This window comes from Arthrobacter sp. TJ-240, assembly GCF_058269195.1.
On sequence record NZ_JBZCNG010000008.1, the window covers coordinates 179,223 to 192,827 of the forward strand.

Annotated in this window: 14 protein-coding genes; 3 read left to right on the plus strand and 11 right to left on the minus strand. The window is 71.3% G+C overall.

Translation table 11 applies throughout. The features are described 5' to 3' along the window. Position 1: 1 nt before the first annotated feature. The 10 genes from AC4D2C_RS17505 to AC4D2C_RS17550 form a co-directional block, all read right to left on the minus strand. Positions 2 to 466, minus strand: coding sequence for a DUF2087 domain-containing protein (locus tag AC4D2C_RS17505; protein WP_490916078.1), 465 nt, complete (start codon positions 464 to 466; stop codon positions 2 to 4). Further along, entirely contained in the window at positions 463 to 1,311 is an 849-nt protein-coding gene (locus AC4D2C_RS17510) for an inositol monophosphatase family protein (protein ID WP_490916079.1), read from the minus strand. The genes AC4D2C_RS17505 and AC4D2C_RS17510 overlap by 4 nt, the downstream gene beginning before the upstream one ends. Beyond that, the gene (gene ligA, locus AC4D2C_RS17515; RefSeq protein WP_490916080.1) at positions 1,308 to 3,635 is read right to left on the minus strand and encodes an NAD-dependent DNA ligase LigA; all 2,328 of its coding nucleotides are present in this window, start codon (positions 3,633 to 3,635) and stop codon (positions 1,308 to 1,310) included. Before ligA ends, AC4D2C_RS17510 begins: the two co-directional genes overlap by 4 nt. A 210-nt stretch (positions 3,636 to 3,845) precedes the next feature. Further along, entirely contained in the window at positions 3,846 to 4,733 is an 888-nt protein-coding gene (locus AC4D2C_RS17520; RefSeq protein ID WP_490916081.1) for a hypothetical protein, read from the minus strand. Next, on the minus strand, positions 4,726 to 5,724 hold the full coding sequence (locus tag AC4D2C_RS17525; RefSeq protein WP_490916082.1) for a PP2C family protein-serine/threonine phosphatase: 999 nt from the start codon (positions 5,722 to 5,724) through the stop codon (positions 4,726 to 4,728). Before AC4D2C_RS17525 ends, AC4D2C_RS17520 begins: the two co-directional genes overlap by 8 nt. Beyond that, entirely contained in the window at positions 5,721 to 5,846 is a 126-nt protein-coding gene (locus AC4D2C_RS17530) for a hypothetical protein (protein WP_490908321.1), read from the minus strand. Before AC4D2C_RS17530 ends, AC4D2C_RS17525 begins: the two co-directional genes overlap by 4 nt. A 156-nt stretch (positions 5,847 to 6,002) precedes the next feature. After that, positions 6,003 to 7,085 carry an adenylate/guanylate cyclase domain-containing protein gene (locus AC4D2C_RS17535; protein ID WP_490916101.1) on the minus strand — a complete coding sequence of 361 codons (1,083 nt, stop codon included), beginning with the start codon at positions 7,083 to 7,085 and terminating at the stop codon, positions 6,003 to 6,005. A 146-nt stretch (positions 7,086 to 7,231) separates the two neighbouring features. After that, positions 7,232 to 7,852, minus strand: a complete 621-nt coding sequence (locus AC4D2C_RS17540; RefSeq protein WP_490916083.1) for a PH domain-containing protein — start codon at positions 7,850 to 7,852, stop codon at positions 7,232 to 7,234. 3 nt (positions 7,853 to 7,855) lie between these two features. Then, a complete protein-coding gene (locus tag AC4D2C_RS17545) occupies positions 7,856 to 8,737 on the minus strand; it encodes a biotin--[acetyl-CoA-carboxylase] ligase (protein WP_490916084.1) in 882 nt (293 codons plus the stop codon). A 79-nt stretch (positions 8,738 to 8,816) separates the two neighbouring features. Then, positions 8,817 to 9,698 carry an SDR family oxidoreductase gene (locus AC4D2C_RS17550; RefSeq protein ID WP_490916085.1) on the minus strand — a complete coding sequence of 294 codons (882 nt, stop codon included), beginning with the start codon at positions 9,696 to 9,698 and terminating at the stop codon, positions 8,817 to 8,819. Positions 9,699 to 9,945: 247 nt separating this feature from the next. Between AC4D2C_RS17550 and AC4D2C_RS17555 the strand changes: the two genes are divergently transcribed. Continuing rightward, positions 9,946 to 11,529 carry an acyl-CoA carboxylase subunit beta gene (locus AC4D2C_RS17555; RefSeq protein WP_490916102.1) on the plus strand — a complete coding sequence of 528 codons (1,584 nt, stop codon included), beginning with the start codon at positions 9,946 to 9,948 and terminating at the stop codon, positions 11,527 to 11,529. Further along, entirely contained in the window at positions 11,526 to 11,795 is a 270-nt protein-coding gene (locus tag AC4D2C_RS17560) for an acyl-CoA carboxylase subunit epsilon (RefSeq protein ID WP_490916086.1), read from the plus strand. The genes AC4D2C_RS17555 and AC4D2C_RS17560 overlap by 4 nt, the downstream gene beginning before the upstream one ends. Before the next feature lie 37 nt (positions 11,796 to 11,832). On the opposite strand, the gene AC4D2C_RS17565 is transcribed toward AC4D2C_RS17560, so the two are convergent. Continuing rightward, a complete protein-coding gene (locus tag AC4D2C_RS17565; RefSeq protein ID WP_490916087.1) occupies positions 11,833 to 13,068 on the minus strand; it encodes a serpin family protein in 1,236 nt (411 codons plus the stop codon). A gap of 248 nt (positions 13,069 to 13,316) precedes the next feature. On the opposite strand from AC4D2C_RS17565, the gene AC4D2C_RS17570 reads away from it, so the two are divergent. Continuing rightward, positions 13,317 to 13,605, plus strand: a 289-nt coding sequence (locus AC4D2C_RS17570) for a hypothetical protein (RefSeq protein WP_490916088.1), incomplete at its 3' end; no start/stop codon positions are given.

Here is a 13,605-nt window from a genome sequence, read left to right on the forward strand (position 1 = left end):
CTCAGGACGTCCCGACCCGCCGGTAGCCGGTGCCGTCCGGGTAGCGCTCCATGAAACCGTGGTCGACGAGCGCGCGCCGCAGGGTGGGGATGTCGCGGGTGACGGTGGCGAGCAGCCGGTTGACCTCCGGTTCGCTGATCTCCTCGTCCGCCGGGAGCAGCCGCTCGGCGAGGTGCGCCAGCAGGGCGGTGCGGTCCTGCCCGGCGCGCGGTAGGCCGTCGATCCGCCCGTCCCTGAAGAACCGGTCCACGCCCTTCGGCGTGCCCGGTCCGGCGGCTGCGAGCACCTCCCTGAACAGCCCGCCCGCGACGGTGAGCTCCGGTGTCAGCAGCCCGGCGTCGACGAGGCGCTGCACCTCCCGGGGCGACGCCTCGAGCGGTTGCCCGAGGACGGCCCGCGCATACAGCTCCCGCGAGCGCTCTCCCGCGAGCGTGGACAGGACCTTCTGCCAGGACGGAGTGGTCATGGGTGCCTCTCGGTGGGCGGCGGATCGGTGAGGGATCGGATGAGGTCGGCAGGTCCGGCGAGCGTGACCGCGGCGAGTCGCTCGGCCTCGGTGGGGCCGCCGTCGAGCACGGACCGCAGCGGAGGCCGGACGACGACGACGCCCGCCTCCTCGGCGATGAGGGCGCCGGCCGCGATGTCGTGTTCGTTGAGGCCGCGCTCGGCGAAGGCGTCGAGGGTGCCGTCGGCCACCAGGCACAGGTCGAGGGCGGCCGAGCCGAGGCGGCGGATGTCGCCGAACCCGTGCAGGAGCGCGCCGAGGTCCCCGACCTGCGCGGCCCGGGTCGCGGCGTCGTACGAGAAGCCCGTGGCGAGCAGCCGCCCGCGCTCGGCGCCCGGTCCGGCGAGGCGGCGCACCCTGGTCCGGTCGCTGAGCCAGGCGCCGCCGCCGCGGGACGCCCAGTAGACGCGGCCGAGGGCGGGGGCATGCACGGCGCCGGCGAGCCAGGTGCCGTTCTCGTCGGCAGCGGCGACCGACGTGCCGTAGTAGACGATGCCGCGGATGAAGTTGGTGGTGCCGTCGAGGGGGTCGATCGACCAGCGGATGCGGACGCCGTCGTGCCTGCCGGAGGGCACCGTGGTGCCGAGCTCCTCGCCGGTGATGATGTCGTGCGGGCGGGAGTCCCCGATCACGGAGCGCACCGCCCGCTCGGCGGCGAGGTCGTACGCCGTCACCCAGTCGCTGTCCGAGCTCTTGCTGGTCGCCTTGAGCGCCGACGGGTCCCTGCGTGAGAGCACCTCGGCGCCGGCAGCCGCGGCGTGCCGGGCCACGTGCAGGAGTGCGCCCGGCGAGGCCGCGGGACTCATGCGGTGTTCCCGGCGGCCGATCCGCCGGCTCCGGCCTCCAGTTCCTCGGCGTCCTCGCTCGGGTCCCCGGCTAGGACTCCGCCCGGTTCGCCGTCCGCCGCGGCCGGTCCCTCACCGTCCGGTTCGCCGTCCGCCGCGGCCGGTCCGTTCGCGAGCAGGGCCGTGAAGCCGTCCTCGTCCAGCACGGGGATGCCGAGCGCCTCGGCCTTCTCGAGCTTGGTGCCCGCGTTCTCGCCGGCCACCAGGTAGCTCGTGTTCTTCGACACCGATCCCGAGGCCTTGCCGCCGCGCGTGATGATGGCTTCCTTCGCCTCGTCGCGGTTGTAGCGCTCGAGGGATCCGGTGACCACGATGGTGAGGCCCTCGAGGGTGCGCGGGGTGCTCTCGTCCGCCTCGTCCTCCATGCGCACGCCCGCCGCCGCCCACCGGTCCACGATCTCCCGGTGCCAGTCCTCCGCGAACCACTCCCTGAGCGCGACGGCGATGGTAGGGCCCACGCCGTCGACGTGCGCGAGCTCCTCCTCGCTCGCGGCACGGATGCGGTCCATGGAGCCGAACGCGGTGGCGAGGGCACGCGACGCGGTGGGGCCGACGTGCCGGATGGACAGGGCGACGAGGACGCGCCACAGCGGCTGCTTCTTCGCCTTCTCCAGCTCGGTGAAGAGCTTGCGGGTGGTGGCGCTCGGCTCGGACGGCTTCTTGGCGGTGCCCTTCGAGTAGAAATAGGGCACCAGCTCGCGTCCCGTCACCACGCCCTTGACCTTCTTGTCCCGCTCGATCCGGACGTCGGCCAGCTTCTCCGGCGTGAGTTCGAAGATCTCGGCCTCGGTGGTGATCGGCGGCACCGCGGGTTCGGCGGGCTGGGTCAGGGCGATCGCCGCCTCCCAGCCGAGCGCCTCGATGTCGAATGCGCCCCGGCCGGCGAGGTGGAACACGCGCTCGCGCAGCTGCGAGGGGCAGGAGCGGGCGTTGGGGCAGCGGATGTCGACGTCGCCCTCCTTCGCCGGCTGCAGCGGGGTGCCGCAGGACGGGCACTCGGTGGGCATGACGAACTCGCGGACCTTCGCGGGGTCGCGCAGGGCCATGACCGGTCCCACGATCTCGGGGATGACGTCGCCGGCTTTCCGCAGCACCACGATGTCGCCGATCATCACGCCCTTGGCCTTCACGACCTCCTGGTTGTGGAGCGTGGCCATGCCGACGGTCGACCCGGCCACCTTCACGGGTTCCATCAGGCCGTACGGCGTGACACGGCCGGTGCGGCCCACGTTCACGAGGATGTCGAGCAGCTTCGTGTTCACTTCCTCGGGCGGGTACTTGTACGCCACGGACCAGCGCGGCACGCGGGACGTGTGGCCGAGCGCCCGCTGCAGCGCGAAGCTGTCCACCTTCACCACGATGCCGTCGATCTCGTGCAGCAGGTCGTGGCGGTGTTCGCCGTAGTGCCCGATGAAGTCGATGACCTCGTCCTGCGTGGCGAGCACTTTGTAGTAGGGCGAGGTGGGGAGCCCCCAGGCCTTGAGGAGCTCGTAGGTCTCGGACTGCGTCTCGGCGGCCAGCCCGGTGCGCGCGCCGATGCCGTGCACGTACATGTCGAGGGGACGCTCGGCCGTCATGGCCGGGTCCTTCTGCCGCAGCGAACCGGCGGCGGCGTTCCTCGGGTTGGCGAACGGTGCCTTGCCGGCGGCGACCATCCGCTCGTTGAGCTGCGCGAACTCCCTGGTGGGGAAGAAGACCTCACCGCGGATCTCCACCTCCTCGGGATGGTCGCTGCCCGCGAGGTGCCGCGGGATGGAGGCGATGGTGAGGACGTTGTGCGTGATGTCCTCCCCCGTCACGCCATCACCCCGCGTGGCGGCGCGGACCAGTTCGCCGTCGCGGTACAGCAGGTTCACGGCGAGGCCGTCGATCTTGAGTTCCGTCAGCCAGGCGATCGCCGCGCCGGGGCTGCGCTGCTCGACACCGGCGGACGCCCGGTCCAGCCAGGCCTTCAGCTCGTCGAGGGAGAAGACGTCCTCGAGGCTGTACATGCGGGCGAGGTGGTTCACGGGGGCGAAGGCGGCGGACACCTCCCCGCCTACCTCCTGCGTGGGCGAGTCGTTCGCGACGATCTCCGGGTGCAGCGCCTCCAGCTCCTCGAGCCTCCGGAAGAGCGCGTCGAACTCCGCGTCGGAGATGGTGGGGGCGGCGTCCTGGTAGTACGCGGTGCGGTGCGCCCGGATCTCCTCGGCGAGCTGCGCGTACTCCGCCCGGAGCTCGTCCCCCGGCGGCTGACGCTCGGCGGATCCGGCGGTCTGGGCTGCGTCTTCGGTTCCTGTGGTCACTTTCCTTATCTTGCCCTAAGGCCCTGACACCGGCCACCGGCATACCGGGGTGCCAGGGGCGACGCAGCGCGGCACCGGTGACCCACGGTTCTCGCCGCCGCACGACGTCCCCGGGGCATCCTGCGCAGCCGCCGGTGCCGCCGGTGCCGCCTCAAAACGACGTCGCCCGGGTTCTTCTCCAGCGCCCTGCGGAGGCTCGCCATGATCCGATCATTCGGTGCTTCGGCCGTGAGCGGCTCCGCCGTCCTCCTGCGGTTCGGTATCTGCGGGCGACGTCTCCGGGGCGATCGGCTCCACGGCCGACGCCACGGAGGGATCGGCGACATCGGCCGGGACACTTGTCAGGACGAGGGCCGGACCGGTGGCGGCGTCATCATCCGCGGGATCGGCTGCAGCGTGTGCCGGCGGCAGGTCGGGGTGCTCGCCGACGGCAGGTGAAGGCTCGGCTTCGAGCTCGGGATCCATGGCGCCGAGGGTTCCGGGCTCCGCGAGGGGCACCGCGGGCAGGGATGCGGTGTGCGGCCGGTCGGGGCCCGCCGTGCCCGCCCGCTGCGCGCCGCCGTCAGCGGCAGCACCGGCCGGCGCATCGGCATCAACGGCAGCATGCGTCGGCCTCCCGGCACCGGGGTCGGAACCGGCCGGGGTCGCTGTGATCGAGCCTGCGAGGACGACGCCTCCGACCAGGGGCAGCGACGGTTCCGAGCCCGCTGCCGGTCCGCAGGTCAGCGTGAAGGAGGAGAAGTCGTCATCGAGGAGGTGTTCGGCCCACTTGGGCGCCCGCTCCCCCGAGTAGGTGGCCGACCCGGTGGCGACGGTGACCGTGAGGGTCACCGGACCCCGCAGGATCACGTGCAGGCCCCCTGCGGTCGAGGCGAGGGCGAACGGCGCCATGGCTGCCGGGTCCACTCCGGCTCCGCCGCTCACGAGGGGCAGGAGCGGGACGATCCCGGCGTCGTCGACCATCGCGTCCCAGACCGCGCCGACGGTGGTTCGAGCGGATCGGGCGGGAAACGCGGCGAGGATCCCCCCGCGCACGAGCACCGTCCAGTCGCCGGAGGTGTACGCGTAGGTCAGCGCTGCGCGCCGGTCCTCAGTCATGGCTGACCCCCGCGGGCTGCCGTCCCGACGGTCCGTCCGCGGGGTCCGTCAGTCGGACCGCGTGGGCTCCCGCGGGCATCGGTCCGCCGTCGGACGTCGGGCCGTCGGAGGAGGCACCACCGGAGGAGGCACCACCGGGCGGTGCCGGATGGGTGCCGGTCTCGACGGCGTGGCCGGTATCCGCCGCGAAGGTGCCGCCGCGCGGTGCCGTAGTCTGCCGCACCGCGTCGTCGGCCACTCCGGCTGCGTCGACGATGATCAGGGTCACGTTGTCACGCGCGCCGGAGCGGAGGGTCGCCTCGACGAGTTCCTCGCAGGCCTGCTGCGGGTCCCGCACCGTGCTCAGGACGGTGTAGATGTCATCGTCGGTGACCTCGCCGCTGAGGCCATCCGAGCAGATGAGGATGCGGTCGCCCTCCTCGACGGGCAGGAGCCAGAAATCGGCCTCGGCGTCGTCGCCCGTGCCGAGCGCGCGCGTGACCACGTGCCGGCGCGGGTGCGTGCGGGCCTCCTCCGGCGAGATGGTGCCGATATCCACGAGTTCCTGAACCTCGGAGTGGTCCACCGAGATCTGCCCGAACTGCCCCTGGCTGAGGCGATAGGTCCGGGAGTCCCCCACGTTGAAGAACAGCCAGGAGGGGACCCCGGCCTCCTGTACGAGGACCACGCCGCTGAGCGTCGTCCCGGCCTGGCCGCCGGCCTGCCGGCGGATCTCGCGGTCGGCGTCCTCGATGAGTTCCTCGAGGTCCGCCGCCGAGAACTCGGGCAGGTGGCGGCCGATGATCGGGCTGTCCCCCAGCGTGCGGACGCAGATACCGCTGGCGATCTCCCCCGCCTCATGGCCGCCCATGCCGTCGGCCACCGCGAAGATGGGCTCGGACGCTACCAGGGAGTCCTCGTTGAGTTCCCTGCGCAGTCCCCGGTCGGTCGCGAAGCCATAGGTGACGCGGACGTCGCGGGGCGCGGTGGAGGGCACGGGTCGACCGGTCACGGTCGCACCACCAGGACGCTGCGGTCGGAGGCCCGCAGTCCCCCGCCCTCGACGCGGACGTGCAGATGGGTCCCGGACGCCGGGCGCCCTTGGTCACAGGATGCGGTGAGCTCGTCGATCATCTCCCCATTCTGCCCTGCGGGGTTCCTCCACCCCCGGCAGGCACCGCCCCGCGGGTCGATGCCTGCCGGGCCGCGGAGACTGCCGGGCGGCGGGGACTGCCGGGCGGCGGGAACTGCTCCCCACGCCGGCGTTCCCGTCGCGGGGAGGCCCCGCGGTCAGTCGAGGACGATCCCCGTGCCCGTCCCCCGGGCCAGGGTCACGGGGCGCACCTCGCCGAAGCCGCGCACCTGGCGCGGCTCGTGGGGCGTGAGGACGAACTTCTCGTTCTGCGTGAGCGTCGCGGCCGTGCCGGAGTCCACGAGCACCTCGCCGGGTTCGGCGAGCGCCGTGAGGCGGGCGGCGAGGTTCACGGTGGGCCCGTAGATGTCACCGAGCCGGGACAGCACGCGGCCCCACACGAGCGAGCAGCGGGCCGAGGGGAGGAACTCGTCCTCGGAGAACGCCTTGGACAGGGCGAGGGAGATCTCCGCCCCGGCCTCGGGGGATTCCGCGATGTAGAGCACCTCGTCGCCGATGGTCTTCACGAGCCGCCCGCCGCCCACCGAGATGATCTCCGCGCTCTTGTTCTCGAACCGCTGCACGAGCTGCGCGAGGGTGCGCTCGTTCATCTGCCGGGAGAGGCTCGTGTAGGAGACGAGGTCCGCGAAGCCGACGGCGCGGGCGAGCGGCAGCGGCGCGTCCTGCTCGTCGCCGTCGCGTCCCGCCTCGCTGGAACGCAGGCCCGATTCGGCGCGCAGCGCGAGCCGCTGGACGGCCGCGTTCATCTGCCGGCGCCACGCGTACACGAGGGTCTTCTCGAGGGGCTCGATGAGGTCCGGCAGCTCGGAGACGAGGGTCTTCCGCGCATCCGCGTCCGTCAGTCCGCGCTGCGCCACCATCTCCTCCACGATGGCCTCGATCTGCCAGACCACCATGCGGTCCGTCATCTGGCCCACGGCCCGGGTGATCGAGATGGCGGCGTCCTCGGTGAGTTGCTCCTGGCGCACCAGGTCGATGATCGTGGTGAGCGCCTGGAGGTCCTTCTCGGTGAACGCGATGTCGTCGTCGCTGATGTTCGGGAAGCCCATGGCACGCCACAGCTTCCGCGCGGACAGGAGGGACACGCCCGCGCCGGCGGCGATGTCGCGGCGCTTGAGGGTGCGTTCGGCGCCGAGGAGTTCCCGCTCGAGGCGGCGGATGGTCTCGCGGTCCAGCTCGGAGGGACCGGACGACGCCTGGCCGCCGGCGCCCGTTGCCATGTCGGACTGCAGCTGCCAGACGGCCTTCGGGGAGGTGGTGGCGGGAGCGTCGGCGGCATCGTCGATCCTGTCCGCGTCCGGGATGATCTCCTCGGGGTGCGGGGAGGTCGCGGCCGGCTGACCGGACTCGTGGCGGTCCTCGCCTGTCACGACTGCTCGCCTCTCCGTTGCTGCTGCGCCCATCCCCGCTGCGCCCGCTCCTGCGCGCCGGGTGGCCCGCCGTGGGCGTATTGCGGGTCGATCTCCATGTCTACACCATCGAACATGCGTGTCAGCGGGAGCTCACCGATCGCCTGCACCACGTACTCCTTGAACGTGGCGACCTGCGGCACGTGCGGGTAGGCGTGCGCCCGGTCGAAGCCGAGGTCCACCACCAGCGTCCCGCTGCGCACCATGCGCTGCACGAGGCCCTGCTCGGTCTGGAGCTGGGAGATCGCGGACAGGTTGATCTGGTGTTCGGTGCGTCGGGTGGCGCCGCGCCGGTGGATGAGCCGCATGCTCGTGAGCACGTACCGGTTGCCGGACCAGCGGACGAGGGGCCGGACCGTGAACCGGAACAGCAGGAGCGCGACGGCGGCGAGCGCCGCGATCGCGATCACCGGCTGCCACTCGGCGAGGCCCGGGATGGATCTGCCGGTCAGGTACCCGAGGCCGAAGCCGCCGACGCCGAGGAGCACGAAGCCCGCGAGGACCGGGCCGACGAGCGGCAACGGGTTGGGCCGGGTGCGGACGAGGACCCGTTCCCCCGGCAGCAGCTTGATCCGCACGGGCTACGCCTGCGGGCGGAGGTGCACGACCTCGCCCGCCGAGACGGTGTGGCGTTCGCCGTCGTCGTCGCGCACGATCAGCGCACCCTGCGCGTCGAGGGCCAGGGCGCGCCCGCTGAGCAGGCCGCCGCCGGGCAGTTCGGCCCGGACGTCCTGGCCGAGGGTCGCCATGCGGGCGCCCACCCGCGCGTGGAGGGACGGACCGCCGTCCCATGCGGCCTCGGCGTCGCCGTCCACGTCGCAGAAGGCGCGGTACGCGTCGGCGAACGAGCGCAGGAAGGACTTCAGGAGGATGTTCCGGTCGGTGGTGCCCGCGTACTCGAGCAGCAGGCTGGTGGCCGTGGGGACGGGGAGCTCGTCGTCTGTGAGGCTGACGTTGAGTCCCACCCCGACGACGACGGCGGGCGGCTCGGCACCGGCGCCGGGTACGAACTGCGCGAGCACCCCGGCGAGCTTCCGGCCGTCGACGGTGACGTCGTTGGGCCACTTCAGCTGCGGGGCGATCTCGGTGCGCTCCTCGATGCTCTCCGCGAGCGCGAGGGCTGCCAGCAGCGAGAACCAGGAGTAGGCGACGGTGGGCACGGGCCTGCCGTGGCGGTTGAAGGGCCGCAGGAGCACGCTCACGAAGAGCGAGGACCGCTCGGGGGCCACCCAGCTGCGGCCGAGCCGCCCCCGGCCCGCGGTCTGCACCTCGGCTCCGAGGACGCTGAGATCCGGCCAGCCCGCCGCCTCGCGCTGCGCGTGCTCCACGAGGTCCGTGTTCGTGGACCCCGTCCGGGGCACGATGTCCAGGCGCGAGAACGGACCCGACGGCATGCACAGCGCTGTCCTCAGCGCGCCGAGGTTCAGGCCCGGGCGCTCGAGATTGGAGTAGCGGGAGGACATGGCATCGATCTTATCCGGAGCACCTCCCTCCGGACCGACATCCTCCTCTGACGGCCGGCCCCGGTACAGGAGCCTGGCGTCAGAGGAAGATGTCCGGGACGAGCTGGTCCTCGGCCGCTCCGAGGCTGTACCCGGTGAGATCGGTGATGCCTTCCTCGCGCAATACCTGCTCGTCGGTGTAGAAGTGCCCGGTGCAGCTGCCGGCCTCGCGGACCAGGATGGCGTGCGCGGCGTCGGCGACGATCTCGGGGCTGCGGGCCGCCTGGACCATGCGGCCGCCGCCCGGCATGTTGCGGATGGCCGCGGTGTCGATCAGGGTGGCGGGCCAGAGCGAGTTCACGGCCACGCCCTCGTCCTTCAGCTCCTCCGCGAGCCCCAGCGTGGTCAGGCTCATCCCGTACTTCGCCATTGTGTAGGCCAGGTGCATCCCGGCCCACCGCGGCGCGAGGTTCAGGGGCGGCGAGAGCGTGAGGATGTGGGGGTTCGCGGACCTGCTCAGCGCGTCGAGGGAGAACTTGCTCAGCATGAAGGTGCCGCGGACGTTGATGTCCGCCATGAGGTCGTAGCGCTTCATGTCGACGTCGGGCGTCTTCGACAGGTCGATCGCGGAGGCGTTGTTGACCACGATGTCGATGCCGCCGAAGGTGCTCACCGCGGCGTCCACCGCGGCGCGGACGTCGTCGTCGTTCCGCACGTCGCCGACGATCGGCAGGGCGCGCCCGCCGGCCGCCTCGATCTGCTCGGCGGCCGTGTACACGGTGCCCTCGAGCTTCGGGTGCGGCTCGCCGGTCTTGGCCATGAGGGCCACGTTCGCGCCGTCGCGGGCGGCCCGGAGCGCGATCGCCAGTCCGATGCCGCGGCTCCCACCGGACATGATGATGGTGCGTCCGGCCAGCGTGGCACCTGTGAAGCGGCCGGTCCTCGCCGCGTCGGAGAGCTGGGCTTCGTTGCGTGCAGTCATGGCTCCACCATAAGCAGCGGACGGGGTGCCACGGCGGCGCGACGCACCGATGTTACCCGCGGGTAACATCACCTGCCCGGCTAAGCGATGGGGACCGAAACTGTAGACGTCCTACAACGGCGGGCCCCCTGATCCTCACTAGACTGAAAGAATTGCGCCGCGGGTTGGAGGAAACCTCCAGCCGTCGGGGCGCGCCCTTCCACGCGCCGACCATCGACCGCCGACCGGAGTATTCATGCATCAGGACCTGCAGCCCGACCTCACCACGACGGCCGGGAAGCTCGCTGACTTCCAGAGGCGCAAGGCGCTCTCCGAGCAGCCCTCCGGTCCCGAGGCGGTCGAGAGGCAGCACGCGCGCGGCAAGAACACCGCCCGCGAGCGCATCGACCTGCTCGTGGACGAGGGCTCCTTCGTCGAGTTCGACGCCCTCGCGGTGCACCGTTCCACCGCGTTCGGCATGGAGCGGAAGAAGCCGCTGGGCGACGGCGTGGTTTCCGGCTACGCCACCGTGGACGGCCGGCTCATCGCGATCTACAGCCAGGACTTCACGGTCTACGGCGGGTCGCTCAGCCAGGTCAACGGCGAGAAGATCGTGAAGGTGCAGGAGTTCGCGCTGCGCAACGGCTGTCCCGTGATCGGCATCAACGACGGCGGCGGCGCCCGCATCCAGGAGGGCGTCGCGTCGCTGGCGATGTTCGCGGACATCTTCCGCAACAACGTCCACGCCTCGGGTGTGGTACCGCAGATCTCCCTCATCATGGGTCCGTGCGCGGGAGGCGCGGCCTATTCCCCCGCCCTGACCGACTTCGTGGTCATGGTGGACAAGACCTCCCACATGTTCATCACGGGCCCGGACGTCATCAAGACGGTCACCGGCGAGGACGTGGACATGGAGACTCTCGGCGGGGCCCGGCAGCACAACACGACGACGGGCACCTCCGCCTATCTCGCCTCCGACGAGGCCGACGCCATCGGTTTCGTGCGCGAACTCCTCGATTTCCTGCCGTCGAACAACCTCGCGGAGGCCCCGCTCACGGCATTCCTGGAGGAGCCCGAGGTCACGGACGACGACCTCGCCCTCGACGAGCTGATCCCCGACGCCGCGAACCAGCCGTACGACATGCACGCCGTCATCGCGGCCGTCGTGGACGACGGGCACTTCCTCGAGCTGCAGTCCCTGTATGCGCCGAACGTGGTCACCGGATACGCCCGGGTGGAGGGGCACACCGTCGGGATCGTGGCCAACCAGCCCCTGCAGTTCGCGGGGACGCTGGACATCAACGCGTCCGAGAAGGCTGCGCGCTTCGTGCGGCACTGCGACGCGTTCAACATCCCCATCCTGACCCTCGTGGACGTGCCCGGGTTCCTGCCCGGCAAGGACCAGGAGTTCCAGGGCATCATCCGGCGCGGCGCCAAGCTCCTCTACGCCTACGCGGAGGCCACCGTGCCGAAGCTGACCGTCATCACGCGCAAGGCGTACGGCGGCGCGTACATCGTCATGGGTTCCAAGAAGCTCGGCGCGGACCTCAACCTCGCCTGGCCCACCGCGCAGATCGGCGTCATGGGCGCCCAGGGCGCGGTCAACATCCTCTACCGCGGGCAGCTCAAGGCCGTCGCCGAGGCCGGAGGGGACGTCGAGGCCGCGCGGGCCGACGTCGTGCAGCAGTACGAGGAGGAACTGCTGAACCCGTACCAGGCGGCCCAGCTCGGCTACGTCGACGCCGTCATCGCCCCGTCCGAGACGCGCCTGCAGATCGTCCGCGGGCTGCGCGCCCTGCGGGACAAGCGGGCCTCGAACCCCGCCAAGAAGCACGGGAACATCCCGCTGTGAGTGGCGCGATCCCCGGCGGCGACCCGGCAGGCAACCCCACCGACAGCCCAGCCGACAATCCCGCCGACAATCCCGCCGTCCTCTCGGTGGTGTCCGGCCGTCCGACCGACGAGGAGCTCGCAGCCCTCACCGCCGTCGTCGTCACCCTCCAGGGTGCGGGCGTGGCCGACGACGCCCCGGACCACGGTCGGTCCTGGGTGCGGCGGGCCCTGCTGCGGCTGGGGCCCACGCCCGGACCCGGGTCCTGGCGGCGGAGCGTCCGCTAGGTCCCCTCGTCCTCCGTGCCGCCATGTATCGACGCTGCTACCGATCGCCGCGCGGATCGGCCACGGTTCCCATGACGACCGGGAGTCCGGTCGCCTCGTGGACCAGCTGGTAGCCGAAGGGCCGGTCGAGGGAGATGCTGAGATCCGGCAGCATCGGCATGCTTGTCATCCGCATCGCGAACTGCGTCACCGCTGCGGCGACGGTCCCTTTCTCCGCCACCGTGATGTTGGCGGTCTGCGCGCCGCCGGAGACCTCGGTTCCGGGCCGGATGGCGCTGAAATCGGGATCGGAGCCGAGAGTCTCCTCGAGTCCCATGGTTCGAAGGAGGCCGATCAGGTCCTGGGTGTACTCGTGGTCCCAGGTGGGTAGCGCGACCATCACGGGAACGGGCCCGGCTGTATCGAGGGCGTCCGCGATGCCGACGAGTTCGTGGTCGTCCCAGACGGGTGCGGCGCCTTCGTCGGGCAGGACGAGCCGCAGGAAGAACCCGTCCCCGTACGGCAGATCGATGCCGCTCCACCCCGCGCCGCGGGCGTGCCGCACCGTGGGCGAGGCGTGCATCGTCGGGACGTCGACCGTCTCCCCACTCGCCAGGGTGAAGGGGACGTCGCTCGTGGAGGTGGCGTCGAAGGGCTTCTTCCAGGCTGCGGCGAAATAGACCGTGGTGAGCAGCGACAGTGTGGCGTCGGGGTCGGGCTCCAGTGGGGCCTTCACGATGCGGCCGCCGGTCTCCTGGGAGATCCAGTCGTCGATGCGGGCCGCCGTCGAGGGGTCGGCGAAGTCCACCGGGTAGACACCTGCGCCGTACTGCTGTGCCAAGACGTCGAGGAAGGCTTCGCCGGTCTCGCCGTCCTCCGGGACGAAGACGGCGTCGGCCAGGTGCAGCAGCGGTCTGGCGGGCGGGTTCTCCTCGTCGACGTTCCCGGGATCACCGTCGAACTGCTGCACGCTCGCGAGCAGCGCGTTCATGGCTTCGTGGTGGTGGTCGGTGAGTCCCAGCACGGTGTCCAGCTCGTCCGCCGTCGTGGTCCCGGCGCCGGCGCGCAGCATCGAGAGGGCATGGAGCGCGCCGAGCGGGCTGGTGACCTGGTTGATGTACGGCGTCGCGGTGAGTGCTGCCCCGAGCCGATAGGAGGTCCGCAGCAGGGCTGCCTGCGCCTCGGCATGCTGATCCTGCTGCACGACCAAGCGCTCCACGGGGGACTTCTGCCGGTCGGGCGCGGCGGCCGTCGTCCCGGTTCGTCGTATCTTCTGCGTGCGTGGCTGATCCATGGTCTCCCCTGGGACTCTGACGGGTCCGGTGTCGGCCCGACTGTTCGCTGCGCCCCACGGTAGACCCGTCGACGTCGGAGAGCCATGAAATAAAGGGAACAACTCAATGACGGATTGATCATCTTCCCGATGGCGGAGAACATATCGATCGCGTTTACCGGATCGGGCGTGATACCGGTTTATCCACATAGTCTCGCGGCAATATGGGGGCCCTTATCGTGTCGGTGGCGGGCGGGAGAATAACGGGTATGAGGACGAATGCGCAGTACCGGGAAGAATGCGAGCGGATCGACGCCCGTATCCTGTCCCTCGCCGCGCAGAAAGCCCGCATCGACGCGGACCTGGCGGTGGCCACCGAGGAACTGCGGACACTGCTCGAGGACGAGTTCTTCGACTACCAGACCGGCGCCCACCCCGGACCACACCCCGAGGTCCGCCCCGGCAGCCAACCCGGCGGCCAACCCGGTGGGCGAGCGGGCGGATACCCTGGTGGGCGGCCGGGCGTGCGGCGGCGGACGAATCTCGCCGACACCGCCA

Bases quoted from the DNA above. Each gene is read 5' to 3' on its own strand.
- AC4D2C_RS17550 (WP_490916085.1), bottom strand. From the start codon at position 9,698: ATGACTGCACGCAACGAAGCCCAGCTCTCCGACGCGGCGAGGACCGGC.
- AC4D2C_RS17530 (WP_490908321.1), bottom strand. From the start codon at position 5,846: ATGATCGACGAGCTCACCGCATCCTGTGACCAAGGGCGCCCGGCGTCC.
- AC4D2C_RS17535 (WP_490916101.1), bottom strand. From the start codon at position 7,085: ATGGCAACGGGCGCCGGCGGCCAGGCGTCGTCCGGTCCCTCCGAGCTG.
- AC4D2C_RS17520 (WP_490916081.1), bottom strand. From the start codon at position 4,733: ATGACTGAGGACCGGCGCGCAGCGCTGACCTACGCGTACACCTCCGGC.
- AC4D2C_RS17545 (WP_490916084.1), bottom strand. From the start codon at position 8,737: ATGTCCTCCCGCTACTCCAATCTCGAGCGCCCGGGCCTGAACCTCGGC.
- AC4D2C_RS17505 (WP_490916078.1), bottom strand. From the start codon at position 466: ATGACCACTCCGTCCTGGCAGAAGGTCCTGTCCACGCTCGCGGGAGAG.
- AC4D2C_RS17510 (WP_490916079.1), bottom strand. From the start codon at position 1,311: ATGAGTCCCGCGGCCTCGCCGGGCGCACTCCTGCACGTGGCCCGGCAC.
- AC4D2C_RS17565 (WP_490916087.1), bottom strand. From the start codon at position 13,068: ATGGATCAGCCACGCACGCAGAAGATACGACGAACCGGGACGACGGCC.